Raw genomic sequence first — 25365 nt, 5'->3', positions numbered from 1 at the left:
TCAGCAAGCCCGCGGCAGCGGCACCGGCTTTGCCGCCAACGCGGGCTGCGCAAGCCACTCGCCGGTACTACGCAGAATCAGCGTGCCGCATGACGCGTCCGGCGCCTGGGGCACGGCGCGCAATTCGACGCAGCGCTCCAGCCCGCCGCTCGGGCAGGCGCTGGCGTTGATCCAGTGACGCGGGCGCGCCGGCGGCGCTGGCACGGGCAGTGGCCATTTGCCGGCTACCACCGCGCCGCCGGGTTCACTCGCGAAGCTCACGGTGGCCAGCGCGTGGCGCTCCAGTTCCAGCATCGCGCCAAGCATGGCGCTGCGCGCCTCGGCGCGCCAGCCTCGCTCCATATGCCGATGCCAGGCAGGCACGACCATCGCCGTGAGGATGGTCATCACCGTCAGCGTGACCAGCATTTCGAGCAGGGTGAATCCGGGCGGGCGAGGGTGGTGCGTCATGCGCATTCTCCATGGCGGCCGCCGGCCGATGCGTGGGAGCGCACCCGGTTTCCGGCGATTGATTGGGGGCACGTACCTGGCCACGTGCCGGGTGGCGGTTTTGGCAAGGGGTGGCTCATGGCGAGCCGGAGCGGATCAGTTCGCGCCAGCTAAGGCGGCCGGTGCGGCGGCTGGCGACAGTGCGGTTATGCGGGACGGCACGCCCATGCTCCAGGGACCAGAGCGTGAGCGCCACGGCCTCGCGTGAGGCGATCCCGGGCTGTGGGGATCGTTCGGGTGGTAGCGGCACGCGGCCAAGAACGACCGCCGCATGGGCACCCGCGTCCAGCCCGGTCGTTGCATAAATTAGGGGGCCTCCGGCATGCTCGCTGATGGTGGACTCGCCGCTCAACGCATGAATCAGGTAAATGCGCTGATGTGCATCGGGCGTGCGCGTCACCACGCCGAGGTAGCCCGGATCGGCGGGAATGAGCCGGTCCAGCCGTTCGCCGGGGTTGGGAAAGGTCAGGTGCCAGCCTGCCGTCGCTGGCTGACCGGGGCGGTCTGCTTCGCGGGGCTGGCGGCGCAGCACGACGCCGTCTCCGCGGGAGTGGGCCGCGACGCGCGCAGCCCCGGCCCCGGCGTCTCCCGCCTCCGCGGGGGCGGCGCTGTCGAAGACAGCGGCAATGTGATTGCCGCTGCCGTACACCGCGAGGTGGCCTCCGGGAGCGGCGATCAGGACGGGTGCCGCTGCCGTTGCCGTGCCGCTCGGCCATGGCAAGGAATTCTCCACGCGGTGGATGCAGCGAACGCGCTGGCCGCTATCGTGCCATGGCGCCGCGCCACGCAGGTCGTAGCGCCAGAGCCTGCCGATGGCATCCACGGCATAGGCTGCCACGGCCATGCCGGAAGCGTCCGGCAAGACGCTCGCCGCCAGCAAGGCGGGGCGGGCGCCGGCGATCCCGCAACCGTGGTCAGGCAGGTGTAGCCGCGGTATCGCATACCGCCCATGCCACGGGGCGCGGGTGGGTTTGTCCAGCGGCAGCAGGGCGAGGCCTGCCTGCCGCGCGGATGGATTGCGATGTGGCCCGCCGGACGGGAGTTTGCCGTCCGGCGCGGCGGCCAGCGTAGCCATGGCATACCAGCGCCTACCTTCAGGCGTGGCTAGCGCCAAGGCGCGGACAGGCCCGGCAGGCGCCAGCGGCAGCGTGCCGGAAGCCGTGGTTTCCCAGAGCAGCGCCGGCGGAGGCTGGGCGGCATGGTCGGAGATGCTGGTGATGTCGAGGGCGAACACGCTTGCCCGCGCTTCCTCGCCGGGCGGGTTGGCCGGCACGCCACATAGCAGGACGGTGCGCCAGCGCCCGGGTTCCAGCGCCACGTCCGCCGCTTCAGGGTAAGGGCACGGCGCAACGGGCGCGGTGACTGCCCGAGCCGGGCTTGCCGTCCGCGATGCCCAGCCGGCGGCCTGGCTCAGCAAGCTGCGCGGCAGGAATGCGAGCACTTCCTTGCCGGATCTCGCCTCGAACGCGTGCAGCAAGCCGTCGCGCGTGCCCAGCCAGACCAGCGCCGGGCGCGCGCTGTGCAACGCGGCGAAATCCGCGTGGCCGGGCCGGCCGGGCAGCCAGGAGGGCGGCGGAACCATTACCGGTGGCGTGCCGGCCGGGCGCCCCAGTCGTCCGGTCCCGGACACCGGTGACTTCGGCACTGCCGGGTCCGGCGCCTGGCGTGCGCCACGCAAGCGTGCCAGCCGGTCCCGGCCCTCGCCGTCGTGAGGCCCTTCGGAGCCGGCTCGATCGAGCAGAGCGCGCGTCGAGGTATCCAGTGCTTCCCATTGCAGCGGAGCTAGTCGCGTCGGCGTTTCGTCGGAGCCGGCGAGCGCCGTCAACAAGCGGCGCGACTCGGGATCGCGCATGTCGAGCAGTGCGCCCGCCTCCCAGGCCGGCGGCGGCAACGCTTGCGCTACCTCGTGCTCGCCCGATGGAAGTGCCAGGCTGCGCAGGCGGCCGCTCCAGGCATGGATGCCAGGCTCCGCGACGTAAGCGTCCGCGCCCCGCGCCGCGCCGGCACACGGCAGCCACGCGGGGAGGGCAATCAGCGCGATGCAACACCGGGCGAAGAGCGTCATGGCTGGAACTCGCTTTGCAGCAAGCTGCGTACCGCGGTGTCTCTTCCCCTGCCGAGCGCCGTAATGCGAAAGCGCAGCCGCGGTCCCGCGCCAGCCGCATAGTCCGCTCCCAGCCATTCGCCGGGCGGGCGCTCGTGCAGTAATTCCACGACATAGCGTGGCAAGCTGTCGACGCCTGCCGTTCCGGCCGGCAAGCCGGGCAAGGTGGTGCCGCTGAAGGTGCCCAGCGCAATGCCGGTGGCCTCATCCGGCCGGCGCGCCGCGAGCCATTCCTCCCACGGCGGCGGAGAGTTCGCCGCAGGCCGGCACAGCCCCAGTTGCGCTCCGATGCCGCACCGGCCAGGCGGCGGCCACGCGGCAAGGCGCGCGTCGGCCCCGGCAGCGCCGGCGCGCAGCGCCTCCAGCAGTTCCGCTTCCGCATCGAGCAATGCCGTCTCCGCCGCGCGAAAGGCGATTTCGCGTTCCAACTGGTATGTGGTCACTTGACGGCTGGAGAGCAGGAAATGCAGGCCGGCCAGCGTGGTGGCAACCACAAGCAGCAGCATCGTGGCTGTCAGCAGCAGTGTGGTGCTTCCGCCGGCACGCTTGCGGTGCACTGTGGCCACGCGCTGCATTGGCACGCCTGGCGTCCACGCCGGATTCAACATAGCGTTTCCACGCAAGGGCTTGCATTGCGCAGCCGCACGGATGTCGAGAACACGCGGCGCATCAAGGTGGACCCGGGAGGGGGATCGAAGACGAGGTCGCCGCCATGCGCGCCCGGCCCCGGCGGCGGAAACAAGACAAGCGCGGCGGCCGCGGCAGCCCGCGGCAACGGGCGTTCGCCACGCAGCACCAGTGCCACCTGGACTACCCGCACCTCGTGCCAGGCCGCTTCACCCCTGGCGCGGATCTCCTCGGCCCGCAGGAACGTATCGGCCTTGCCGTCGCCATCGGTATCGATGCCGTAGCGCAACTGCATTGTCTCCAGGCCGCGCACCAGCGCGCCGGAAGTCCAGTTGCCCTGCTGCACCCGTCCGTCGCGCCGGCTGGAATAGCGGCACAACAGTTGCGGCTCGCCATCGGCACCGTTGGCTACATAGAGCAAGTTCGCGCCGGCATAGGTACCGCCGCTTCCGATGGCATCGCCGCCGGCGCTGGCAGCCGGGAGCGCATAGCCGCTGCAGTCGGTCATGGTCTGGTCGGGCAGCGTGGGATCTTGCGCGCGCCCACTGCCGCTGAAGCGCACCAGCAGCGCGTCGCTGCCATTGACACCGCGGCGCGCGCAGGTGGGTTGCGCGGCAATGCCGGGCTGGCCGCAATCGTCGCGCCCGGACAGCGCCGGTGGCGTGTCGGGCAGGGCGGTTGCACCAGGCGGCCGCCAGCCGCCGTGCCGGATCAGGTGGGAGACCACGGCAATGGCACGCTGGCCCCGCTCCTCCAGCAGCACAAGGTCGACCGCGGCGCGGTAGGCGACTTGTACCGCGTGGAAAGCCGACGCAGCCAGCGCGCCTGCGAGCATGCCAAGCGCAAGTCCGATCATCAGTTCGATCAGCGAGAAGCCTCGCGGGCGCTTGGGACGCGTGTCGCCCCAGATGCGGATGCCGTGCCTGCAAAGGCGTCTCATGGCCTGATCCACAGCGCGACGGCGCGCAATGCAGCTTCGTCGTCCGGGCTAGCGGAACGAGGCAGCGGCCCCACGACCGCCAGCTTCCGCCCGGGTGCGCAACCCGGCAGGCCATGCTCCGTGCCCGCCGGAGCGAGCGACCGGCACAGTTGCAGATGAGGCGCGCCGATGCCGCGGGCGTGCAGCGGCGACAGCGCCAGGCGGGGATCCTCCAACTCCGCCAGTTCAGCGGCGGCACGCGTCGCGTGCCCGATGTCTTCATAGTGGCGCAGCGCGCCGAGCGCGACAGGTGCGAGCGTGGCAAGCGGAAGCATGCCGATCGCGAGGAGCGCCAGGGCGGTGAGGGACTCGACCAGGAGGTAGCCGCCTGTCGGGCGGCGCACGGCAACGCGTCGCCTGGCCCGCGTGTTGCGCGGAACCGGCATGGCGGTCAGGGCAGCATGGAGGATCGGCACGGCACGCTCGCAAGTTGGGCAGAGGTGCCGACGATAACGTCAAACAACGGGGTGAAACGTTGCGGATTGTGCTGACTACGGTGCGTATGAGCGGACTGGCGAGAATCATCCGCTTGCGCGCCTTCGTACTACGCCTTGCAAGCCGTCGGCTGGGCTGTATCGGGAGTGCAGACGCGGACCCGGCCTAGCTGGCTGACGTCGATGAGGCGAGTCTGACTGTCGCTGCCGAGCGTCACCAGGATCTGCGCCGACATCATGGCGTCGGTCAGTGTGCGGGTGTAGCCCACGGGGGAATAGGAGAGCACGCTGACCTGCGGCGTTCCGGTGAAACTGATGGTGAGGTTGCGTGGCAGCTGGGCATGTTGCAGCAGGATGGTCTGGCCCGACGAGCAGTCGGCGCTGCGGGCGGGGTTCAGGCATACCGTCCAGCCGTTCTGCCAGTCGTTGTTGACGGGCGCGACCGTGACCCAGGTATTGTGCGAGATGGCATTGGCGCGTGCGGTGCCCAGCGCGGACGCGAGCGCCCCTGCCTCGGCATTCAGCGCGTTGCGCTGCATGAAACCCGTAAAGCTGGGCATGGCATAGCCAACCAGGATGGTCATCACGACTATGGTGGTCAACAGCTCGATCAGGGTGAAGCCGCGCGATGGGCGGGCGGGGCGGACGCGCGTCATTGGCAAGCCTGTGGCAGGTTGGTGAAGCTCGATACATTGCTGACCAGGATGCCCTGTTCGCCAGTGCTACGCAGCAGCAGCGTGCCGCATGTGGCGTCAGTCAGCCTGGGGACGGCATTGACCTGCACGCATTCATTGAAACTGAGCGCGCCGCACGCCAGGGCGGATAACGTATAGAGATTGCTGTTGGACTGCAGGGGGAAGCCCTGCCATCCCTTGGTCGGATCGGCGGAATCCGCATATGTGTTGAATTGCCCGTAATGGCGCTCGAGCGCCTGCATGGCATTGAGCATCGCCGCCTTGGCTTCCGCACGCCGGCCGCGTGCAACGTACTCGGTGTAGTTCGGATACGCAATCGCCGCCAGGATGCCGATGATGGTGACGATGATGAGCAGCTCCATCAGCGTGAAGCCGCGTACCGCACGCCTGCGCCAGTTCATTTCGTCGCTCCGAAGTTGCGGATCTCGCGCCAGCCCAACCGGCCCGTGATGGGCAGGCCGCCCGGAGTCAAGCCAGGCGTTGCGGTCGTGTCGGCATATGGGTTGCTGGACAACTTGGCGCCCCCCGTGCGGCCGCCGCCGCTGGCGCCGAAGGAGTAGACATCAATGGTCTTGTTCGTGGTCACCTGGCCGACGGAATTGCGCTGGCTGTCGACAGTGGTCAAGGTCTGGATCAGCACCGGCGCGCCGAGCATACCGAGGGTCGACGTCGTCCCTGAGCTGGGCGCCGTGACCGGCGTGCCCGTGCTGGTGCCCGAGATCGGCATGCCCGTCAGCGCGGACAGCTGATAGCTATGGCTGCCGCTGCCGGCACCGCACAGATCGGCCCCCGTCATCAACGAATTGAACCAGATCTGGCTGTACGCGGAGACGAGCGAAGTGACCTGGCGCTCGCCACTGTCGACGAAATCGAAGTACCAGCCGGCCCTCGGGGCGGGTTTGTCCTTGGTGGGGAAACCGAGGCTGTAGGCACTGCTGCTGAAGTCGTAGCCGCCATTCGAGTTGGCCTTCAGCGTGACCCGGTTGAGCACGGAGCGCCCGCTCACAGCCTGGGCGCCGCCGCTGTCGTAGACCCCGTACATCGAGTTCTGGGGCTGCGAGGAGCCTGTGCCGGTGTCGGCCGATTCGTAATACTTGCCCGTGCCGAAGACCACCATATAGCCGCCCGGGGCATAGACCCACTGCGGCTGGATCGTGATGGCCTGCGGATTTCCGCTCGCATCGCGGGCCCGGAACAGCGGCTGGCCCAGGTTGCCCCCGCCGTAGTAGGGCAGCGCCCCACTGGCGTTCCAGGTGGAAGGGCCGCCGCCAAGCACGAATTTCCACAGCCGCCCTTGCAGGTCGCCGGCATAGGCGGCCACGGTCTGGCGCGAGGCCAGGGTCACCAGGGACGGTGAGCCCAGTCCGTTGGCGACGGTGCTGTTGCTGTCCGCCGCCATCGAAATCTTCCAGTAGTTCGAATTCAACCGCCACGGTGTGCCCGGTGCCTTGTCGAGTGACAGGATGAACAGGGCGGAAGGCGCTGCCGCATTGCTCGATCCGTCGTTCAGGTTGTTGTTGATGCCGTTGCCGGTGATCACGAACCACTGGTATTGCGGGACCTTGTTCGCGTCCACGCCGACATAGAGCTTGGCGAGTTGCGGCGTCGACATGATGTTGCCCATGTCGGCATCGTCCTTGTCGGTGAACTCCCACAGCACATTGCCGGCTCCCACGTTTGACGGGTCGGTCACGTCGAGTGCGAACAGCCCCTGCGCGCCACCGCCGAGTCCGGATGCCAGCACCGTTTTCCAGTTGCCGCCGATCCGGGCTTCCGCTACCACGGGCGTGGCGTCCACATAGGGCCGATGGACGTAGCTGGACGACGTCAGCTGGATCAGGTTCCCCATCACGGCATTGGGTACATAGGCAAAGAGTTCAGCCCCGGTCAGTGCGTTGAATCCATGCAACATGCCATCGTTCGCACCGATGTAGACCACCGGGGTGCGATTCTGGTACAGCTTGTAGAAGGCACCGTAGTCGGACTCGTTGATCGCCGTGGAGGGGGCCGCAACGTAGGCCGGGCCGGAGTTGATGATGTCGCCCAGGATGGAGTTGCGCGCGCGCAGGCTGCCGGTGCCACCGGTTGATTCCTCATTGCTGCGGTCGCCTCGCAAGTAGTTCAGGCGCGCGGTTCCGGCGCTGTCGCTTTCGTTGGCATTGAGCTTTAGAGAGAGCTTCTGCGCGCTGTTGATGGATGACCAGTCGAATGGCGCGCCGCTGCCAGCACCCGCGCCGCTGCTGGCGGGCACCCACGTGAGAATGTTGCGTGTGCCGGCGCCGCCGCTGCGCGCGGTGAGCAAGGCGCCGGCTTCCCAGCTTTCCTTGCTTGCGATCTGGATGCCGTTGTCATTGCTCAGCGCGAAGGCGGAGAGCTTGCCCGTCCAGTTCTGGTCAAAACCCGGCGCGAAGATAAAGGTGCCGCTGGAAACGCGTGACGAGGTGAGCGCGACGCCGGAGATGGTGCCGCCATAGCTGACGATCTTGGAGAAGATATCGCGGATCGCCTTGATCATGGCGGTCGGCTGACCCGCCAGGAACCACGTCGCAGGCACATTGGATCCGGTCGGGGTCGCTTCCCATTCGCTGTCGTTTTTAGCGACGGTATTGTTGGCGCCCGACGTGGTGAAGGGGCTGCCGTCGCCGTTGACATCGTTGAAACCGCCGTATTTTGCCGCCAGGTACAACTGGCTCTGGCGCTGCGCGGTGCCGACGGTCCCATCGCCGTTCTCGTTGACGTCGATGGTGTAGGTGGTCACGCGCAACGACGGCATATCCGCCCGGAAGCCGTAGGTGTGCGCCCAGTAGGCAACACCCGCCATGTAGTACGTCCCGTGGCCGCTGGAGCCCGTGTCGGCCGTACTCATATTGGCCAGCGAGGAGTTGGGCTTGCTATTGCCGTAGGTTGTCGTGCTCTCCATGTCCGCGACCTTCCTGGTCCAGGCCATGACGTCGAAGCCGTCGGCCTCGATCGCGCGCACGGGGTCGTTTGCGGTTACCGCCTTGCCGCCCGATATATAGGTCGTGCGGGTATTGCCGGGAACGTAGCGATCCCAGTGCGTATTGATGTCGGCGATACTCAGCACGTAGTTGCGCTGGCACTTCGCGACGACCGGATCAGACCAGCTGGTATAGACCGGGTAGCCGTCTTTGTAGGCGGTCTGGAGGTCAGTGATCGCTTCCGGTGTGGGCTGCTTGCCTTGCAGGTAGCGGATGCTCTCGTAGTACAGCTCGCTGACCGGGTCCAGGCCCTTGTACTTGCCCGAGCGGCCGAACTGGTTCAGGTAGTTGACCACGCCGCTGATGCCTTCGCCGGCATTTTCCGGGTTGCCAGCGAAGACGCCCGTGCTGGGATCCCACTCGGTCTTCGGATTGCTGACCTGGCTGAAGTTGCCGTCGATCATCTTGGGGCCGACATACTTCATCGGGGCCCGCAGCACGCCGCCGTACCGCGTGGCCGAACTGTCGTTCAGGTAGCCGAAGGCGCCGAAGCGCACGCGGTCGGCGTTTTTCTGCATTTCGCCGACTGGCTTGTAGTTGGTGCCGTAGAGCTTGCAGAGGTCGGTGCGGGAACTGCCTTCGCTCGCATCGCACACCTTGACGCGGGCATACATGGTGCCGAGGTTGGCATAGCTGCCCGGGCTGCCGCACGAAGCGCCGCTGCCGGTCTTGGTGCCGAAGAACACCTTGTTGCTGCACGACGTGATGTAAAGCGTATCGGTGGTGAACGGCGTCACCGCGGAAGGTACGCTGGAACTGGACTTGGTCAGCGTCTTGGCGGGAAAGTAGGAACCGCTGTTGAAAAAATCATCCTGCAGCACGGCGCGCTGAAGCACGGTGTCCGTGGGGGTATCCACCACCCGGTCGCCACCGGTGAGCGCGAAGCGCAGCATGTCGATGGCGGAGGCCGTGGCCCAATTCATGAAGTTGCCGCTGTACTGGCCCGAGCATTCGTGATTGGCGCTGGCATTGCCAGCGATCTCGAAGTACCCGCTGGATGAATAGTTGTAGCACTTGGCCGGGTTGAAATAGCCGACATATTCCGTGCTGCGGGTGTAGGTGCCGGTCCGGTACGCCGCGCCCACCGTCGGGAACTCCACCGACAGCGACAGCAGCAGGTTCGGGTTGACATTCTGGTTGCGTCCGTAGAGCGGCGACTGCGCAATGTCCACCGTGGACGGTGTCAAGGCGGTGGCCGCCCGCGTTGGCACGGGAAGCAAGCTTGCACCGGCGACAACGAGGGCCAGCGCGATCCGGCATAAGCGTGTCATCAGAGAATCTCCGCGTAGGTCAGGAGCGAGGTCAGTCATTCGGCCTTCCGGTAGTACGACTGCAGCATGGCGCGGGTGGCGGTGTTGGCACCGAAGCCCATCGCGGTGACGCGAAAGATGTAGACGACCGGAGCGTCGGGGCTCCCGGAAGCACCGGGCGATGTGTCCTGGATCGGCTCGATGATGTAGCGGGGCAGGGCGGCGGGCAGCAGGCCCGTGGGCGCGGTCGGGAACTGGCGTCCGGTGAAGGTGCCGTAGGCCACCGCGCGGGCATTCGCCCCGGTCTGCGCAAAGTCCACGGCTTCCCAGTTCGGGGTGCCGCTGTCGACGGCCGCGCACAGGCCCTGGAAGGCTGCGCCAGGCGTGCTCCCCGTGTTGCAGCCGGAGACGAAGGGCAGCAGGTTCGGATTGCTGCCAGAGAACAGGGCGGAGCGGCTGTTGACGGCAACGACACCCTGGATGTCCATCTCGGCATCCTGTAGCGCCATTTCGGCCGCTTGCACTGCAAGGTCGCGGTCGCGCTGATTGGATGCCATGCGTTTGCTGTTGATCGCCAGGCGCGCGCCGGCCACGGCCATGATGCTGATCATCAGGAGCATGACCAGGCCGGTGATCAGGGCAATGCCGCGCTGGGCGGCTGGCTTGAGAGGGGCGCTCATGATGGGGAGCAAGTGCGGCACGTTGCGACGTTGCGCAGTTGGACGGTGACCGAGTATTGGCGGCGCAAGCGCTGTAGCTGCGTGGTCGGCTTGTAGGTCGCGTCGTTGACGGTGCTGTCGCCGCCATAGAGCGTGCCGAAGAGCTGGAAAGTGGGGCCCTCCGGCACCGGGCTGGTCGCGGTGTCGCCGGCCAGTATCAGGGCAATTTTCAGCGACACGACGGTTTGCCATTTGGTGGCCAGAGCCAGCACATCCGTGGCCGGCAGGTAGCGGTCCGGGATGTAGTCATTGTTGGTGTCGACCCCGTACAGCACCTGGAACACCTCAACACCGGAGATGATTGGCACGGAGGTGATCGCGGTGTTCGAGATTTCCTTGTTGGATGCATCGCGAGCGCGATAGCCGCACATCAGTTGCGGGTTGCCGCTCGGGTCGTTGGGGTCTGGCGCCACGAAGAAGCGCGCAAAGCCGCGCGCAAGGTCCGCGTCCTCCCATGCTTGTGGTTCCGCGACGCCATTGCCGGAGCAATCGATCATGCTGTTGTCGGGCACGGTGCGATCCGACGGCGTGCCCGAACCGAAAAAGCGCACCTGCAGCACGTCGCTCTTGTTCACGGGGTTGGTGGTGCCCGGCAGGCACGACAGGTTGAGGCTCGCGTCCTGGCCCGGGCTGGCGCAGTTGTCGACGCCGCTGATCGTGGGTGACAACGCGACGGTGGTCGGCATGATGCCGCCAGGCGCCTGGGCGATGGGCCCGCTGGCCGGGTTTGTTGCCGGCGCGCTGTTGCCGGCGTAGTTGGTCCATGCGGACTGCCGCACGATGCGGACGATGGTGTCCAGGGCAAAACGGCCCTTCTCGTCGAGCGCGGTGGTGTCGTCGATGGTGCTGTAGTTGGTGCGGCTGCCCAAATAAACGGCGGTCGCTGCCAGTGTCAGCAACAGGCCGAGGACCATCGCGACCATCAGTTCGACCAGCGACATGCCCGACTGGGCATGCCGGTACGGCTTGCGGAGCGTACGCATCAGTTCACCGTGCCGGGCGTGGCGACGATGACGATCTGCGGCCGCGTGTTCATGTCGGCGAGATCGGCGCCGGTGCCCAGCGTCTTGCTGCTCAGGCGCGATATCCACCCGACCTTGATGACGATCGGCGCATCGTCGACACGGCCGCTTGCAGCGGCCGTGCAGCCCCAGGAAAAGCCGGACGTCTGGTTATAGGCAACGGTATCGCGGCAGATCACCGCCCGGCCGCCGGGCAGGGCGGCGGCTACCCGGTTCCACCACTCGATCACATCGAAGCGGGCTGTGTCCTGCGCGCAGGAGAGCAGCGTACTGGCGCAGGCCGTCGTATAGGGATTACGCGTCAGCGCGGGCAGCTGGCTGGTCTGGGTGTCGATGAAATACAGGTTGGGCGCGAGGGCCTCGGCGGCCGCGCCCACGCCGGAGACGGCAGTGTTCGCACGCATGCGCTCGGCCATTTCGGTGGCCAGCTGCATGGCAACGGTATCGTAGGAGGCTTGCTGGGAAAAACGCGAGGAATTGAGGAGCAGGCTGGCGACCCCGAGCACGCCAATCGCCAATACGACCATTGCCACCAATGCTTCGAGCATGGCAAAGCCGGCCGTCCCCCGACAGCTTGACTGACCCATTCTGACCCTCGTCCGAAAAGACTACGTTCTTTTGGCTTCGTTCTATTGTTTTGTCACTACTACCCAGGCGGAAGTATAGATATAGGAATGAAGCCTAGGGCACAGTTTGGAAAGAATTAAACAACGTTCCCGTTACTTTTTCTACTGCTTTCGTGGGGTAGACGTTGAAAACTCATCCAGCATGTCGCGGAATTCCGACACGTCTTCAAAGCTCCGGTACACCGAGGCAAAGCGGATGTAGGCGATTTTGTCGAGCCGGCGCAGTTCGCGCATGACCAGTTCCCCGACCTGGCTGCTGGGGATTTCCTTCTCGCCGAGCGCGAGCAGCTTTTCTTCGATGCGGGTGATGGAGGCGTCGATGGCTTCAGCGGAGACCGGGCGCTTGCGCAGCGCCAGGCGCATGGAGTCCTTCAGCTTGTCGCGGGTGTAGTCCGCGCGGGAGCCGTTTTTCTTGACGATGGCGGGGAAGAACAGCTCGATCCGCTCATAGGTGGTGAAGCGGCGGTCGCAGGATTCGCAGCGGCGGCGACGGCGGACTGTATCGCCTTCCTCGGACATGCGCGTGTCCAGGACCTGGGTATTGGAATGAGCGCAAAAGGGGCATTTCATGCCTGACCACCTCGAAGTTTGAACCGGGGCGCGTGCTGCGCGCGCAGCGTCTTGTCATTCTGTGTCGCGCTGGGCTGGGTTGGCAAGGCCCGCCGGCAGCGCTGGCGCGCCGCGGCGGACTGCCGGCCACCCGCGCGTGGGCGGGTGGCGCAGGGGGATCAGCCGTAGACCGGGAAACGCTTGGTCAGGGCTGCCACTTGCTCGCGCACGCTGGCGATATTGGCCAGGTCGTGCGGATTCTCCAGCACGTCGGCGACAAGGTTGGCCACCACGCGGGCTTCTTCTTCCTTGAAGCCGCGGGTGGTCATGGCCGGCGAACCCAGGCGGATACCCGAGGTGACGAAGGGCTTTTCCGGGTCGTTGGGGATGGCGTTCTTGTTGACGGTGATGTGCGCTTCGCCCAGGACCTTTTCGGCTTCCTTGCCGGTGATCTGCATGGCGCGCAGGTCGACCAGCATCACGTGGCTCTCGGTGCGGCCCGAGACGATGCGCAGGCCGCGCTCGGTCAGGGTTTCGGCCATGACGCGGGCGTTCTTGACCACTTGCTGCTGGTAGGTCTTGAACTCGGGCGACAGGGCTTCCTTGAAGGCCACGGCCTTGCCGGCAATCACGTGCATCAGGGGGCCGCCCTGGATGCCGGGGAAGATGGCCGAGTTGATGGCCTTCTCGTGCTCGGCCTTCATCAGGATCACGCCACCGCGCGGGCCGCGCAGGCTCTTGTGGGTGGTGGTGGTGACAAAGTCGGCGTGCGGAACCGGGTTCGGGTACTCGCCGGCGGCGATCAGGCCGGCGTAGTGGGCCATGTCGACCATGAACAGGGCGCCGATCGATTTGGCAACCTTGGCGATGCGTTCGAAGTCGATGCGCAGGGCGAAGGCCGAGGCGCCGGCGATGATCAGCTTGGGCTTCTTTTCCTGTGCCAGCTTTTCCAGCGCGACGTAGTCGATGTCTTCGTTGGCGTCCAGACCGTAGCTCACCACGTTGAACCACTTGCCGCTCATGTTGAGCGCCATGCCGTGGGTCAGGTGGCCGCCTTCGGCCAGGCTCATGCCCATGATGGTGTCGCCCGGCTTCAGGGTGGCGAAAAACACGCCCTGGTTGGCCTGCGAGCCGGAGTTGGGCTGCACATTGGCTGCTTCGGCGCCGAACAGTTGCTTGACGCGGTCGATGGCGAGCTGCTCGACGACGTCGACATACTCGCAGCCACCGTAGTAGCGCTTGCCGGGATAGCCCTCAGCGTACTTGTTGGTCAGTTGCGAACCCTGGGCGGCCATCACGGCCGGCGAGGTGTAGTTTTCCGAGGCGATCAGCTCGATGTGCTCTTCCTGGCGCTGGTCTTCCTTCTGGATAGCGGCAAAAAGCTCGGGGTCGATCTGGTCGATCGTATAGCGGCTGCGTTCGAACATGGCGAAAACTCGTCTGAAAAAAAGGAGATCCGAATCGGCTTCGGGGTAGGGCGCGCGGGGAAGGCACATGCGACCAGCGCCGGAAAGCGTGGCTAGTCCGGCGCAGGGCGCACCCTGCTTCCCATTCGCTGCCCAGGCGAGCGGCAGGCGCTTGATACATCGCGCCAGAGAAACTTGCGCTTCCTCGTGGTAGTGCCCACTGACTTCGCCAGTCGCGCAAGATGGAATGGTTGGCGGCAGTTTAACGCGAGGCGCCGGCTCGCTGCAAGAAGGCGGAGAGGGCTCGCCGCCCGAAAGTCAACGGCTAGTCTGTCAGGTAATGTAATTGTTGTAATGTCGGGTGAGGGTATACACCGGGTCGGGCCGGCTGTCCGTTACAATCGCGGCCATGAGCAACAATGTGTGGGCCTTGCGGGTGTACTGGGAAGACACCGACGCGGGCGGCGTGGTGTTCTACGCCAATTACCTGAAGTTCTTCGAGCGCGCCCGGACCGAGTGGCTGCGCTCGCTTGGCGTCGAACAGCAAGCGCTGGCCGATGAGACCGGTGTCGTCTTCATCGTCAGAAGCACGGCGGTGGACTACAATGCCCCCGCCCGTCTGGACGACATGCTTGAGATCCGGACCCGGATTGAACGGGTTGGTCCAGCGTCTGTCCAATTCGCCCAGGAAGCCTGGCGTGATGAGCAATTGCTGGCTACCGGCGCCATCCGGGTTGGATGTGTCGATCGCACCACATTTCGCCCGACGCCCATTCCCGCTCCCGTCCTAGCAACCATCAAGACCGCTCGATGAATCCCGTGACCGTCACGCAAGACCTGTCGATCATTTCGCTGGTGCTGCACGCCAGTGTGCTGGCGCAGGCCGTCATGGCCCTGCTGCTGGTGATGTCCCTGTTCTCGTGGACATATATCTTCCGCAAGCATTTCTCGCTGCGCTCGGCGCGCACCCAGACCGAGGGCTTCGAGCGCGACTTCTGGGCTGGCGGCGACCTGCAGGCGCTGTACCAGAGCGCGGCCAACAATCGCCACAGCACGGGCGCGCTGGAACGGATCTTCGAGTCCGGCATGGGCGAGTACCTGAAGGCGCGTGAACGCAACCATGACGCCGGGGCGCTGCTCGACGCAGCCCGGCGTGCCATGCGCGCGGCCTACCAGCGCGAGATGGATGTGATGGAATCGCATCTTCCATTCCTGGCCTCGGTGGGCTCTGTCAGTCCTTATATCGGCCTGTTCGGCACGGTGTGGGGCATCATGAACGCCTTCCGCGGATTGTCCAACGTGCAGCAAGCAACGCTTGCCGCGGTTGCGCCCGGCATTGCCGAGGCGCTGGTCGCCACCGCCATCGGTCTGTTCGCGGCGATTCCTGCCGTGATCGCGTACAACCGCTACGCCACCGAGGTGGATCGCCTGGCCATCCGTTTCGAGAGCTTCATGGAAGAATTCCTGAATATCCTGCAACGGCAGACCCGCTAAAGCGCCGAAACCACCAACGTCATCGGTCAAGGAGATACCTGCAATGGCAGCGATACAGCGCCGCGGCGGCTCGCGCCGCCGGGCCAGCGCCGACATCAATGTCGTGCCCTACATCGACGTGATGCTGGTGCTGCTCGTCATTTTCATGGTGGCCGCACCGATCGTGAACCCCGCCGTGGTCGATCTGCCCAGCGTGGCCAATGCCACGCAGCAGCAGAAAGCGCCGCCCATCGTCGTTACCGTGCATGAAGACGGCGCGCTCACCGCGCGCGGCAAGGATGGCGCCGGCAATGCCTTCGAGCGCAAGCTCGACAAGCAGGGCCTGATCGATTTCGTGCACCAGCGCCAGAACGAGAATCCCGACCAGCCGGTGGTGATCGCTGCCGACCGCTCGGTCAAGTACGAGGCCGTGCTCGACGTGATGTCGGTGCTCAAGGCCGATGGCGTGAAGCGCGTCGGCCTGATGGTCAAGCCCAAGTAAGCACCGCCGCCCGCCATGAAGACCGCCGCCTATCCTTACCAGCCGGCCCCGGAGCGGGGAACCCTGCGTTCCTTCCTGCTCGCGGTTTTCATGCACCTGCTGCTTGGCATCGTGCTGTATTTTGGCGTGCACTGGCAGAGCAGCACGCCCGTCGGCGCCGAAGCCGAACTCTGGGACGAGATCCCCGCAACCCCCGCGCCGACGCCGCTTCCCGCTCCGCTGCCCGCACCTGTGGCGGTCGAGCAGGCGCGCCCCGTGCCGCCCGCGCCGGCAGTGAAGTCGCGCGCCGAAGAGGACGCCGAGATCGCCCTCCAGCAGCAAAAGCGCCGCCAGGCCGAAGCCGCCGCCCGCGAGGAGGCGCGCAAGCAGGCCGACCTGCGCGCGCGCCAGGAAACCGAGCGCCAGGAGGCGGCCCGCAAGGAAGCCCAGCATAAGGAAGACCTGCGCCGCGAAGAACAACGCCGCGAGGAGCAGAAGAAGGAAGATCAGAAGAAGGAGGCCCAGCGCAAGGACGACGCGCGCAAGCAGGCCGCCATCCAGCACGATCTACAGCGCAAGGAACAGGCTGAGCGCGAGCGCAAGGAAGCCGAAGCGAAGGCCCGCGCCGATGCCAAGGCCCGTGCCGAGGCCGATGCCAGGGCGCGCGCCGAGGCGGACGCCAAGGCGAAGGCGAATGCCGATGCCAAGGCCGCCGCCACCGCCAAGGCAAACGCGGAAGCCAAGGCCGCCGCCAACGCGAAAGCCAAGGCGGATGCCGACGCCAAGGCCAAGCGCGACGCTGCCGCCAATGCCCAGCGCCATGGCGAACTGGCACGCCTGCAGGCCCTGGCCGGTGGCTCGGGTACCGCCGGTGGCGCCGGCGGCGTCGGCAGCAGCGCGGGCAGCGGCGCCGGCTCGGGCGGCAAGGCTTCGCCCGGCTACCCGGACCGCGTGCGTCGCCGCGTCAAGCCGAATATCGTATTTACTGAAGACGTGCCCGGCAATCCGGCCGCGGTGGTGTCCGTCCAGCTCGCGCCGGATGGCTCCCTGATGTCGTCGCGGCTGGCGAAGTCCAGCGGCAATGCCGCCTGGGACAGCGCGGTGCTGCGCGCCGTCGAGCGCTCGGACCCGCTGCCCCGCGACGAGAATGGCAAGGCGCCGGCCAGCCTTACCATCACGTTCAAGCCGAACGACTAAGGCGAGGGAGCGCGGCGATAGCGATGGCACGGGTGTTTTCGAATTGCAACAGATTGCAACCTGCGTCGAAGCCGGGCTATCCCGGCGCTAGGATGACAGGTTGCCTGACGCGGCCGGCAAATGTGCCCGGTGCACGCGATACGGGCATGCGACATGCTTGCCCGTACCACGGCTTCCAGTTTGCCGGCCGCGCTCGATGAATATTGATCTCGACTGAGGAGCAGCATGCGAAAGCTTTGGGCCCCCCTTTGGCTAGCCGCACGGCGGCACAACACCCCCGCGCACGCCCTGTTTGCCTGGCTGGCCGTGGCGCTGGCCCTTTCGGCCGGCAGCGCACAGGCGCAACTGAATGTTGAAATCACCGGCGTAGGCGCCAGCCAGTTCCCGATCGCCACCGCCAACTTCCAGGGCGAAGCACAGGCCCCGCAAAATGTCACCGCCATCATTCGCGGCGACCTGCAGCGCAGCGGGCGCTTCCGCAATATCGATCCGGCTGGCGCCACCGTGGCCGAATCCGCCAATGCCGACCTTGGCAACTGGAAGTCGCGCGGCGCCGATGCCTTCGTGGCAGGCAGCGTGACCCCGACCGGCAACGGCCAGTACGACGTGCGCTTCCGCCTCTACGATACCGTCAAGGGCCAGAGCCTTGGCGGACTGGCCTTCACCGTCGGGCCGAACCAGTTGCGCGTCGCCGGGCACAAGATCGCCGACTACATCTACGAGAAGCTGCTGGGCGAGCGTGGCGTGTTCGCCACTCGCCTGTCCTATGTCTCACGCGTGGGTGGGCGCTTCCAGCTGCTGATCTCGGACTCCGACGGCCAGAATTCCCAGGTGGCGCTGACCAGCAACGAGCCGATCATCTCGCCTTCGTGGTCGCCGGATGGCAGCAAGGTCGCCTACGTGTCCTTCGAGGCCAAGAAGCCCGTGGTTTACGTGCACGACCTGGCAAGTGGCCGCCGTACGCTGGTGTCCAACCAGAAGGGCAACAACAGCGCGCCTTCGTGGTCGCCCGACGGGCACCACCTGGCGGTCGCGCTGTCGCGCGACGGCAATACCCAGATCTACCAGGTCAACGCCGATGGCTCCGGCCTCAAGCGCCTCACGCGCAGCAGCGCCATCGACACCGAGCCGCAATACGCGCCGGACGGCCGCGGCATTTACTTCACCAGCGATCGCGGCGGCGCGCCGCAGATCTACCGCATGCCGGCCGGCGGGGAAGAAGGCGGTGCAGCCCAGCGTGTGACCTTCAAGGGCAGCTACAACGTGAGCCCGCGCATTTCGCCTGACGGCAAGCAGCTGGCCTATATCACCCGCAGCGGCGGCTTCAAGCTGCAGCTGATGGATCTCGGCAACGGCGATGTCACGTCGCTGACCGACACCGCCAACGACGAGGCGCCAAGCTTCGCCGCCAATGGCAAGTACATTCTTTATGCCACCCGGGTGGGAGGTCGCTCGGTGCTGGCGGCAGTGTCCACTGACGGGCGTACCCGGCAGGTTTTGTCGCTCCAGTCCGGCGAGGTTCGCGAGCCGTCCTGGGGCCCATTCATGCAATAAACGAGGAGTTCCTAGCCATGACCCAAATGATGACCAAAACCCTTGCCGTCGCTGCCCTGCTGGCCCTCGGCGCTTGCAGCTCCGGCGTCAAGCTGGACGACACCGCCAACGCCGGTGCCGGTGGCAAGGGCACGCCTTCGAACGACGCTCGCGCCGTGGCGCCGGTGGACGTCTCGCGCGATCCGCTGAACGACCCGAACAGCCCGCTGGCCAAGCGCAGCGTGTACTTCGACTTCGACAGCTACAGCGTCAAGTCCGACTACCAGGGCATGCTGTCCGAGCACGCCAAGTACCTGGCCGCCAACAAGGGCCGCCGCATCCTGATCCAGGGCAACACCGACGAGCGCGGTACCAGCGAGTACAACCTGGCGCTGGGCCAGAAGCGTGCCGAGGCCGTGCGCCGCTCCATGTCCTCGCTGGGCGTGCCGGAAAGCCAGATGGAAGCCGTCAGCCTGGGCAAGGAAAAGCCCAAGGCAACCGGCCATGACGAAGCCTCGTGGGCGGAAAACCGCCGCGCGGACATCACGTACTAATCCGCGGATAGCCAACTCATGAAAGCACGCGTCTCCAAGTTGGTATTGCTTACTGCGATGTCCTGCGCCAGCCTGCTGCATGTTGCGCAGGCGCGGGCCGGCGTGTTCGATGATGACGAGGCGCGCAAAGCCATCGTGACCATGCGGGACCAGTTCAACGGTTTCCAGGCGACGGCATCGCAGCGCATCGACCAGAACAGCCGCGCCCAGCTCGACATGCAGAACCAGCTCGAGGGCCTGCGCCAGGAAGTGGCGCGGCTGCGCGGCCAGAACGAGATGCTGCAGAACGAAGTGACCACGCTGCAGAAACAGCAGAAGGACTACTACGCCGACCTCGATGCGCGCCTGAAGAAATTCGAGCCGCAGCAGGTCACCGTGGATGGCCGGGAAGGCCTGTCGCAACCCGGCGAGAAGACTGAATACGATGCCGCGCTCAAGCAGTTCCAGACCGGGGACTTCAAGGGTGCCGGCAACGTGTTCTCGGCCTTCATCAAGAAGTACCCGCAGAGCCCGTATGTGCCGCTGGCGCAATACTGGCTAGGTAACTCGTTGTATGCGCAGCGGGATTACAGCCGTTCCACCACGGTGCTGCAAAACATGGTGCAGGCCTATCCGGATCACCCCAAGGTGCCGGATGCGCTGATCGCCATCGCCAACAACCAGATCGAATCGGGGCAGAAGCCCGCGGCCCGCAAGACCCTGGAGCAGGTGGTAGCCAAATACCCCGGCACCGAGGGCGCGCAGGCGGCGACCAATCGCCTCAAGACGCTGAAGTAAGCGCCGCGCTGGGCAGGGCGCCGGTGGCAGGCGAACGACGCAAGGCCCGCATCCGCGGGCCTTTTGTCGTGGTCGCGCTAAAATGCGCGATTCGCCTTGAATTTTGCGTGGCGCCGCCAGGCGCCGCCCCCCCGCCATCATGAAAAAACGCGCTATCGTCCTGCTTTCCGGCGGCCTGGACTCCGCCACCGTCCTTGCCATGGCCAATGCGCAGGATTTCGAGACCTATGCGCTGTCGATGCGCTATGGCCAGCGCCATTCCTCGGAACTGGAGGCAGCCAAGCGCGTGGCGGCGGCCCTGGGCGCGGTGCGCCACGAGATCATCGACCTCGACCTGCGCCGCTTCGGCGGCTCGGCGCTGACCGACGATAGCCTGGACGTGCCCACCGACGGCGCGGTCGGCGGGATTCCGGTCACCTATGTGCCGGCCCGCAATACCATCATGCTTTCGCTGGCCCTGGGCTGGGCCGAGGCCGTTGGCGGCCGCGACCTGTTCTTCGGCGCCAACGCGGTCGATTACTCAGGCTATCCGGATTGCCGGCCCGAGTATGTTTCTGCCTACGAGACGCTTGCCAACCTGGCCACCAAGGCCGGCGTGGAAGGCGAGCGCATCCGCGTGCACGCGCCCATCATCGACATGACCAAGGGCGAGATCATCCGCGCCGGCGTCGGGCTCGGGGTGGACTACGGCATGACGGTGTCGTGCTACAAGGCCGACGACGACGGCCGCGCCTGCGGGGTGTGCGACTCCTGCCGCATCCGCCGCGCGGGTTTCGAGGCCGCAGGCGTGCCCGATCCCACCCGCTACCAGGGCGCCGCCTGACGGTTGCGCAAGAAGAGCGCGCGTCCGCGCGCGCTCAACCCTGACGCCGCACACACCCGTTCCGATTCCCCCGCCGGACTCTCATGCCCGATATCGATCTCGCAGCGCTCAGCCGTACCATACTGGCGAGCACCTTCATCCTGACCTTCCTGTTTGGGGTGGTGCTCCAGCGCACGCACTTCTGCACCATGGGCGCGGTCTCCGACATCGTCAACATGGGCGACTGGAGCCGCATGCGCATGTGGGGCCTCGCCATCGGCGTGGCCATGATCGGCACCGCCGGGCTGGCGGCGGGCGGTTACATCGATCCCGCCAAGACCATTTATGCCGCAAGCAAGCTCAGCTGGCTTTCCGCGCTGGTGGGCGGGCTGATGTTCGGCTTCGGCATGGTGCTGGCCTCGGGCTGCGGCAGCAAGACCCTGGTGCGCATCGGCGCGGGCAACCTGAAATCGCTGGTGGTATTCGTCTTCCTCGGGCTGTCCGCCTATATGACGTTGCGCGGCCTGTTCGGCGTGATTCGCGTGAATACCGTCGATGCGGTGGCGCTCACGCTGTCCACCACGCAGGACCTGCCCTCCGTGCTGGCGCATGCCAGCGGCATGGCGCGTGGCACCCTGCAGCTTGGCATCGGGCTGGTGCTGGGCGGCGCGCTGGTGATCTGGGCGCTGGCCGGACGTGGCTTCCGAACTTTCGATAACCTGCTGGGCGGCATTGCGGTGGGGCTCATCATCGTGGCGATGTGGTACGTCTCGGGGCATATTGGCTATGTGTCCGAAGATCCCAACACGCTCGGAGAGCTGTTCGTGGGCACCAATAGCGGCCGCATGGAAAGCCTGAGCTTCGTCGCTCCGTATGCCTATACGCTGGACTGGCTGATGATGTTCAGCGACAAGAGCAAGGTGTTGACCATTGGCATCGTCAGCGTGTTCGGCGTGGTGGCCGGGGCCGCCGCCTATGCGCTGGTCACGCGTACCTTCCGCTGGGAAGGCTTTGGCAGCGCCGAGGACGTTGGCAACCATCTGGTGGGCGGCATCCTGATGGGCGCGGGCGGCGTGACCGCCCTGGGCTGCACGATCGGCCAGGGCTTGTCGGGCGTATCGACGCTGGCAATCGGCTCGTTTATTGCGCTGGCCGGCATCCTGGCCGGCTCGGTGCTGGGCTTCCGCTACCAGATATGGCGCCTTGAGCGCATGATCTAGCACGAACGTTTAACGCGCTAAGGTTGACATTAGGGCCAGGATATTCCTATAATCGCGGCTTCAGTTTTTCCGGGTCGTTAGCTCAGTCGGTAGAGCAGCGGACTTTTAATCCGTTGGTCGCGTGTTCGAGTCACGCACGACCCACCAGCATTGCGAAAAGGCGTAGCGGGCAACCGCTACGCCTTTTTTGTTTTGGGTCCTGGCCGGGGAAAACGGCTGGGCAGGGAACAAAAGCCTGCCCCCTGGCCGGCAGCAATCAGCCTTGCCTTGCCAGATGCCTGGCCAGAAACGCTTCCATCGCCTCATAGAAGTCGAAGCGGTTCTCCTCGTTGTGAAAGCCGTGGCCTTCGTTTTCCTTGAGCAGGTACTCCACATCGATGCCACGCGCTCGCAGCGCCTCGACAATCTGGTCGCTTTCGGCTTGCTTGACGCGCGGATCGTTGGCGCCCTGGGCCACCAGCAGCGGCGTGCGGATCCGGTCCGCGAAGAACACCGGCGAGGCATCGTGCATGGCCTGGCGGTCGGTTTCGTCGTTGGGATTGCCAATCATCTCGTACAGCATGTCGAGCATCGGCGTCCAGTACGCGGGAATCGTCTCCAGCAGCGTGAACAGGTTCGATACGCCGACATAGTCGATGGCGGCGGCATAACGGTCCGGCGTGAAGGCGACGCCGGCAAGCGTCGCATACCCGCCATAGCTGCCGCCGAAGATCGCCATGCGCTTCGGATCCACGATGCCCTGCGCGACGAGCCAGTCGACGCCGTCGTCGATGTCGCGCTGCATCGTCTTGCCCCATTGCTTGAAGCTCGCTTCCCAGAACTTGCGGCCGTAGCCGGTCGAGCCGCGGAAGTTGATCTGCAGCACCGCGTAGCCGCGGTTCGCCAGCAACTGCACCTCGGGGTTGAAGCCCCAGTCGTCACGCGTCCAGGGGCCACCGTGCGGGTTGACAACGAGCGGCAGGCCCTGGGGCGCGGGCTCGCCAGCAGCGGCTACCGGCAGCGTCAGGTAGCCATGGATCTGCAGGCCGTCGCGCGAGGTGAACCGGATCGGCCGCATGCCGGCCATGTCGGCTTCATCGAGCCACGGCAGCACCTTGCCTAGCGTGACCAGCTTGCGCGTGCCGCTGTCGTACAGGTAGCGGGTGCCGGCGGTCCTGTCGCTCGACGCGGAGACGATCATGCGGGTCTCGTCGCGCGTGAGGCTGGTGATGTGGTGCTCGTAGCCCGGCAGCTGCCGTTCCAGGTCCGCATGGATCTGCCCGGCGTGCGCGTCAAAGAAATGGCGGTGCGTCTTCCAGTCCGTGTACCAGGCGGCGCTCAGCACACGGCGGTGACGCGAGTAGCTCAGGCCGCCGACGTCGACTTCATCGTGCTCGAAGACCAGCCGGCCTTCCTGTGCCGTCTGCGGATCGAATTCGAAGATCGCCAGCTTGTCGCGTCCGCGATTGGATTGCACATACAACTGCTTGTTGTCGAAGGTGAAGAACAGCGGCGCGACCGTCTCGCGGAAATCGGTGGTCAGGATCGGGCGGAAGGGCTGGTCCTCGGTATCGCGATAGAGCAGGGTGGTATTCACGCCGTCGCTGGCGGTCGCCACGCGCAGGCGGCCGGCATGATCGGTGCCCCAGCTCATCACATTGCCGGGGTTCTCGGCGATCTGCACCGACTCGCCGGTCACGACATCGACGCGCAGCACATCGAAGACCTGCGGCTCGCGCTTGTTGTGCGACAGCAGGATATGGCGCTCGTCGTCCTCGAGATCGTCGACGATCTCGGCCCGTACGCCGGGGTACGGCGTCAGGTCGACCGGGTCGCCGCCGTCGATCGGCACCGACAGCACGTGGAAGTTCTCGTCGCCGCCAAAGTCTTTCACGTAGAGGATGTGCGCATTGCCTTTCCAGGCGTGGAAGGGCAGGTCACGCTCGGTTTCGCGGGTCAGCGGCCGGGCTTCGCCCAGCAGGTTGCCGTCGGTGTCGATGGCCTGCACGAAAATATTCTGGCGGCCCTGATGCCTGGCCAGGAACGACAGGTGACGTCCATCCGGAGAGATCGAGAACTGGGAGCGGTCCGGCTTGCGAAACAGTTCGCGCACGCTGTAGTGCTTTACCTTCGCGGGTGCCTGCGCACCGGATGAATCGTGGTTTTGACGCAATGCTCACTCCTTGGTGTGTTTGGGGCCGGCAAATACAGCGGCGGGCTCAATCCGTGTGGGCCGCCTCGGGGTGTGTGTCGCCGCGGGCGCCGGCTGGGCCTTCCGGCGGTGCCGGTGGCGTGGAATCCTTGTCCTGGGCCGCATCGCGGCGCTCGATTTCGTCGCGCGTCGAGGTGGACAGGTCCCAACTGGCGATAAACAGCGCGGCGATCAGCGGACCGATGACGAAGCCATTCAGCCCGAACAGCGCCATGCCGCCCAGCGTGGAGATCAGCACCACCCAGTCGGGCATGCGGGTGTCCTTGCCGACCAGGATGGGGCGCAGGACGTTATCCACCGCGCCGATCACCACCGCGCAGAAGCCGATCAGGATCGAGCCTTTGCCCACGTCGCCGGTCAGCAGGAAGTAGATGGCCACCGGCCCCCAGATCAGGGCGGCGCCCACGGCCGGCAGCAGCGACAGGAAGGCCATCAGCACGCCCCATAGCAGCGAGCCCTGGATGCCGAGTATCCAGAAGATCAGGCCGCCCAGCGCGCCTTGCACCGCGGCGACAGCGATATTGCCCTTGACCGTGGCACGGGCCACGGTGGTGAACTTGCGCAGCAGGTGCTGTTTGTGCGGCTCGCTCAGGGGAATGGCCTGCATGATCAGCCGTGAAATCTGCGGACCATCGCGCAGCAAGAAGAACAGCAGGTACAGCATCACGCCGAAGCTGACCACGAACTGGAAGGTGTTCTGTCCGATACTCAGCGCCTGCGTGGCGATGATCTGGCTGGCCTGGGCGGCGCCATTGGTGAGCTTTTGCTGCAAGTCGCCGATATCGAGGAGCCCGAAGCGGTCCAGCACCCGTCCCACCGAAGGTGGCAGCGCGTGCACGGCCTGCTGGAAGTAGGCGCCGAAATTGAGTTGCCCCGACCTGATCTGCTGGTAGACCGTGCCGCCTTCCCGGAGCAGGGCGCCAGTGACGAAGATCAGCGGCAGCACCACGATCAGCATGCACAGCGTCAAGGTGGTCAGCGACGCCAGGTTGCGCCGGCCGCCCATGCGGCGGGTCAGCCAGTTGTTGGGCGGCGTGAAGATGATGGCCAGGATGGTGCCCCAGAACACCGCGCCAAAGAAGGGCCAGAGGACGAAGCAAAAGGCTACCGAGACTACTGCCAGCAGCAGATAGAACGCCTTCTGCTGCATATCCGATCGATGGGTCATTGCGCTGTCCCTTGGGTCAGGTTGGCATCGCGGGGGCGCCGCACGGGCTGCCGCTGGTCGCCAAGGCGCA

The 25365-nt window shown here is 65.9% G+C and carries 24 protein-coding genes, 1 tRNA gene and 1 riboswitch; of the genes, 10 read left to right on the top strand and 15 right to left on the bottom strand.

Features of this window, described 5'->3' with window-relative positions; translation table 11 throughout:
- The 13 genes from AC1DS6_RS06965 to glyA all read right to left on the bottom strand — a co-directional run bounded on the left by AC1DS6_RS06965 (position 1) and on the right by glyA (position 13920).
- Positions 1-450 carry a type IV pilin protein gene (locus AC1DS6_RS06965; protein ID WP_035863912.1) on the bottom strand — a complete coding sequence of 150 codons (450 nt, stop codon included), beginning with the start codon at positions 448-450 and terminating at the stop codon, positions 1-3.
- A gap of 115 nt (positions 451-565) precedes the next feature.
- Positions 566-2554 carry a pilus assembly protein gene (locus AC1DS6_RS06960; protein WP_477102322.1) on the bottom strand — a complete coding sequence of 663 codons (1989 nt, stop codon included), beginning with the start codon at positions 2552-2554 and terminating at the stop codon, positions 566-568.
- The gene (locus AC1DS6_RS06955; protein ID WP_477102321.1) at positions 2551-3201 is read right to left on the bottom strand and encodes a pilus assembly protein; all 651 of its coding nucleotides are present in this window, start codon (positions 3199-3201) and stop codon (positions 2551-2553) included. The genes AC1DS6_RS06960 and AC1DS6_RS06955 overlap by 4 nt, the downstream gene beginning before the upstream one ends.
- Entirely contained in the window at positions 3195-4160 is a 966-nt protein-coding gene (locus AC1DS6_RS06950; RefSeq protein WP_477102320.1) for a PilW family protein, read from the bottom strand. The genes AC1DS6_RS06955 and AC1DS6_RS06950 overlap by 7 nt, the downstream gene beginning before the upstream one ends.
- Positions 4157-4615, bottom strand: a complete 459-nt coding sequence (locus tag AC1DS6_RS06945; RefSeq protein ID WP_477102319.1) for a type IV pilus modification PilV family protein — start codon at positions 4613-4615, stop codon at positions 4157-4159. Before AC1DS6_RS06945 ends, AC1DS6_RS06950 begins: the two co-directional genes overlap by 4 nt.
- Before the next feature lie 128 nt (positions 4616-4743).
- Positions 4744-5289 (bottom strand): GspH/FimT family pseudopilin, encoded by a 546-nt coding sequence (locus tag AC1DS6_RS06940; protein WP_441624845.1) that lies wholly within the window; start codon positions 5287-5289, stop codon positions 4744-4746.
- Complete coding sequence (locus AC1DS6_RS06935) at positions 5286-5729, bottom strand: type IV pilin protein (RefSeq protein ID WP_441624843.1); 444 nt, start codon at positions 5727-5729, stop codon at positions 5286-5288. The genes AC1DS6_RS06940 and AC1DS6_RS06935 overlap by 4 nt, the downstream gene beginning before the upstream one ends.
- Entirely contained in the window at positions 5726-9598 is a 3873-nt protein-coding gene (locus tag AC1DS6_RS06930; protein ID WP_477102318.1) for a pilus assembly protein, read from the bottom strand. Before AC1DS6_RS06930 ends, AC1DS6_RS06935 begins: the two co-directional genes overlap by 4 nt.
- A 35-nt stretch (positions 9599-9633) precedes the next feature.
- Positions 9634-10257, bottom strand: coding sequence for a pilus assembly PilX family protein (locus AC1DS6_RS06925; RefSeq protein WP_477102317.1), 624 nt, complete (start codon positions 10255-10257; stop codon positions 9634-9636).
- Positions 10254-11279 carry a PilW family protein gene (locus tag AC1DS6_RS06920; protein WP_477102316.1) on the bottom strand — a complete coding sequence of 342 codons (1026 nt, stop codon included), beginning with the start codon at positions 11277-11279 and terminating at the stop codon, positions 10254-10256. The genes AC1DS6_RS06925 and AC1DS6_RS06920 overlap by 4 nt, the downstream gene beginning before the upstream one ends.
- On the bottom strand, positions 11279-11866 hold the full coding sequence (gene pilV, locus AC1DS6_RS06915) for a type IV pilus modification protein PilV (RefSeq protein WP_441624835.1): 588 nt from the start codon (positions 11864-11866) through the stop codon (positions 11279-11281). The genes AC1DS6_RS06920 and pilV overlap by 1 nt, the downstream gene beginning before the upstream one ends.
- Positions 11867-12046: 180 nt before the next feature.
- On the bottom strand, positions 12047-12514 hold the full coding sequence (nrdR, locus tag AC1DS6_RS06910) for a transcriptional regulator NrdR (protein ID WP_035863927.1): 468 nt from the start codon (positions 12512-12514) through the stop codon (positions 12047-12049).
- A 158-nt stretch (positions 12515-12672) separates the two neighbouring features.
- Positions 12673-13920: a serine hydroxymethyltransferase gene (gene glyA / locus AC1DS6_RS06905; protein ID WP_276287961.1), complete on the bottom strand. Its 1248-nt coding sequence runs from the start codon at positions 13918-13920 to the stop codon at positions 12673-12675.
- A 123-nt stretch (positions 13921-14043) separates the two neighbouring features.
- Positions 14044-14146, bottom strand: a riboswitch (ZMP/ZTP riboswitch).
- Between the two features lie 162 nt (positions 14147-14308).
- On the opposite strand from glyA, the gene ybgC reads away from it, so the two are divergent.
- From ybgC to AC1DS6_RS06855, 10 genes are all read left to right on the top strand, one after another.
- Positions 14309-14713 carry a tol-pal system-associated acyl-CoA thioesterase gene (gene ybgC, locus AC1DS6_RS06900; RefSeq protein WP_441624832.1) on the top strand — a complete coding sequence of 135 codons (405 nt, stop codon included), beginning with the start codon at positions 14309-14311 and terminating at the stop codon, positions 14711-14713.
- The gene (gene tolQ / locus AC1DS6_RS06895) at positions 14710-15393 is read left to right on the top strand and encodes a protein TolQ (RefSeq protein ID WP_035863933.1); all 684 of its coding nucleotides are present in this window, start codon (positions 14710-14712) and stop codon (positions 15391-15393) included. The genes ybgC and tolQ overlap by 4 nt, the downstream gene beginning before the upstream one ends.
- Before the next feature lie 43 nt (positions 15394-15436).
- On the top strand, positions 15437-15874 hold the full coding sequence (gene tolR, locus AC1DS6_RS06890) for a protein TolR (protein WP_035863937.1): 438 nt from the start codon (positions 15437-15439) through the stop codon (positions 15872-15874).
- Between the two features lie 15 nt (positions 15875-15889).
- Complete coding sequence (gene tolA / locus AC1DS6_RS06885; RefSeq protein ID WP_477102315.1) at positions 15890-17050, top strand: cell envelope integrity protein TolA; 1161 nt, start codon at positions 15890-15892, stop codon at positions 17048-17050.
- Between the two features lie 225 nt (positions 17051-17275).
- Complete coding sequence (gene tolB / locus AC1DS6_RS06880; RefSeq protein WP_441624828.1) at positions 17276-18604, top strand: Tol-Pal system beta propeller repeat protein TolB; 1329 nt, start codon at positions 17276-17278, stop codon at positions 18602-18604.
- Positions 18605-18621: 17 nt separating this feature from the next.
- A complete protein-coding gene (gene pal, locus AC1DS6_RS06875; RefSeq protein ID WP_441624826.1) occupies positions 18622-19137 on the top strand; it encodes a peptidoglycan-associated lipoprotein Pal in 516 nt (171 codons plus the stop codon).
- Positions 19138-19155: 18 nt separating this feature from the next.
- Positions 19156-19914, top strand: a complete 759-nt coding sequence (gene ybgF, locus AC1DS6_RS06870; RefSeq protein WP_035863945.1) for a tol-pal system protein YbgF — start codon at positions 19156-19158, stop codon at positions 19912-19914.
- A gap of 139 nt (positions 19915-20053) precedes the next feature.
- Positions 20054-20737 carry a 7-cyano-7-deazaguanine synthase QueC gene (gene queC, locus AC1DS6_RS06865; protein ID WP_441624824.1) on the top strand — a complete coding sequence of 228 codons (684 nt, stop codon included), beginning with the start codon at positions 20054-20056 and terminating at the stop codon, positions 20735-20737.
- Between the two features lie 83 nt (positions 20738-20820).
- Positions 20821-21936: a YeeE/YedE family protein gene (locus AC1DS6_RS06860; RefSeq protein WP_477102314.1), complete on the top strand. Its 1116-nt coding sequence runs from the start codon at positions 20821-20823 to the stop codon at positions 21934-21936.
- Between the two features lie 71 nt (positions 21937-22007).
- A tRNA-Lys gene (locus AC1DS6_RS06855) sits at positions 22008-22083 on the top strand.
- Between the two features lie 109 nt (positions 22084-22192).
- On the opposite strand, the gene AC1DS6_RS06850 is transcribed toward AC1DS6_RS06855, so the two are convergent.
- Entirely contained in the window at positions 22193-24088 is a 1896-nt protein-coding gene (locus AC1DS6_RS06850; protein WP_477102313.1) for a S9 family peptidase, read from the bottom strand.
- A gap of 46 nt (positions 24089-24134) precedes the next feature.
- Complete coding sequence (locus AC1DS6_RS06845; RefSeq protein WP_441624818.1) at positions 24135-25295, bottom strand: AI-2E family transporter; 1161 nt, start codon at positions 25293-25295, stop codon at positions 24135-24137.
- Between the last annotated feature and the right edge of the window lie 70 nt (positions 25296-25365).

Source organism: Cupriavidus sp. 05L310, assembly GCF_056398185.1.
Note: the sequence above shows the minus strand (reverse complement) of the source record. Positions and strands in the feature narration are given on the sequence as shown.

What these genes read in the sequence shown, in the direction of transcription:
- AC1DS6_RS06965 (WP_035863912.1), bottom strand. Translation starts at nt 450, where the DNA reads ATGACGCACCACCCTCGCCCGCCCGGATTCACCCTGCTCGAAATGCTG.
- AC1DS6_RS06960 (WP_477102322.1), bottom strand. Translation starts at nt 2,554, where the DNA reads ATGACGCTCTTCGCCCGGTGTTGCATCGCGCTGATTGCCCTCCCCGCG.
- AC1DS6_RS06955 (WP_477102321.1), bottom strand. Translation starts at nt 3,201, where the DNA reads ATGTTGAATCCGGCGTGGACGCCAGGCGTGCCAATGCAGCGCGTGGCC.
- AC1DS6_RS06950 (WP_477102320.1), bottom strand. Translation starts at nt 4,160, where the DNA reads ATGAGACGCCTTTGCAGGCACGGCATCCGCATCTGGGGCGACACGCGT.
- AC1DS6_RS06940 (WP_441624845.1), bottom strand. Translation starts at nt 5,289, where the DNA reads ATGACGCGCGTCCGCCCCGCCCGCCCATCGCGCGGCTTCACCCTGATC.
- AC1DS6_RS06935 (WP_441624843.1), bottom strand. Translation starts at nt 5,729, where the DNA reads ATGAACTGGCGCAGGCGTGCGGTACGCGGCTTCACGCTGATGGAGCTG.
- AC1DS6_RS06930 (WP_477102318.1), bottom strand. Translation starts at nt 9,598, where the DNA reads ATGACACGCTTATGCCGGATCGCGCTGGCCCTCGTTGTCGCCGGTGCA.
- AC1DS6_RS06925 (WP_477102317.1), bottom strand. Translation starts at nt 10,257, where the DNA reads ATGAGCGCCCCTCTCAAGCCAGCCGCCCAGCGCGGCATTGCCCTGATC.
- AC1DS6_RS06920 (WP_477102316.1), bottom strand. Translation starts at nt 11,279, where the DNA reads ATGCGTACGCTCCGCAAGCCGTACCGGCATGCCCAGTCGGGCATGTCG.
- pilV (WP_441624835.1), bottom strand. Translation starts at nt 11,866, where the DNA reads ATGCTCGAAGCATTGGTGGCAATGGTCGTATTGGCGATTGGCGTGCTC.
- nrdR (WP_035863927.1), bottom strand. Translation starts at nt 12,514, where the DNA reads ATGAAATGCCCCTTTTGCGCTCATTCCAATACCCAGGTCCTGGACACG.
- glyA (WP_276287961.1), bottom strand. Translation starts at nt 13,920, where the DNA reads ATGTTCGAACGCAGCCGCTATACGATCGACCAGATCGACCCCGAGCTT.
- ybgC (WP_441624832.1), top strand. Translation starts at nt 14,309, where the DNA reads ATGAGCAACAATGTGTGGGCCTTGCGGGTGTACTGGGAAGACACCGAC.
- tolQ (WP_035863933.1), top strand. Translation starts at nt 14,710, where the DNA reads ATGAATCCCGTGACCGTCACGCAAGACCTGTCGATCATTTCGCTGGTG.
- tolR (WP_035863937.1), top strand. Translation starts at nt 15,437, where the DNA reads ATGGCAGCGATACAGCGCCGCGGCGGCTCGCGCCGCCGGGCCAGCGCC.
- tolA (WP_477102315.1), top strand. Translation starts at nt 15,890, where the DNA reads ATGAAGACCGCCGCCTATCCTTACCAGCCGGCCCCGGAGCGGGGAACC.
- tolB (WP_441624828.1), top strand. Translation starts at nt 17,276, where the DNA reads ATGCGAAAGCTTTGGGCCCCCCTTTGGCTAGCCGCACGGCGGCACAAC.
- pal (WP_441624826.1), top strand. Translation starts at nt 18,622, where the DNA reads ATGACCCAAATGATGACCAAAACCCTTGCCGTCGCTGCCCTGCTGGCC.
- ybgF (WP_035863945.1), top strand. Translation starts at nt 19,156, where the DNA reads ATGAAAGCACGCGTCTCCAAGTTGGTATTGCTTACTGCGATGTCCTGC.
- queC (WP_441624824.1), top strand. Translation starts at nt 20,054, where the DNA reads ATGAAAAAACGCGCTATCGTCCTGCTTTCCGGCGGCCTGGACTCCGCC.
- AC1DS6_RS06860 (WP_477102314.1), top strand. Translation starts at nt 20,821, where the DNA reads ATGCCCGATATCGATCTCGCAGCGCTCAGCCGTACCATACTGGCGAGC.
- AC1DS6_RS06845 (WP_441624818.1), bottom strand. Translation starts at nt 25,295, where the DNA reads ATGACCCATCGATCGGATATGCAGCAGAAGGCGTTCTATCTGCTGCTG.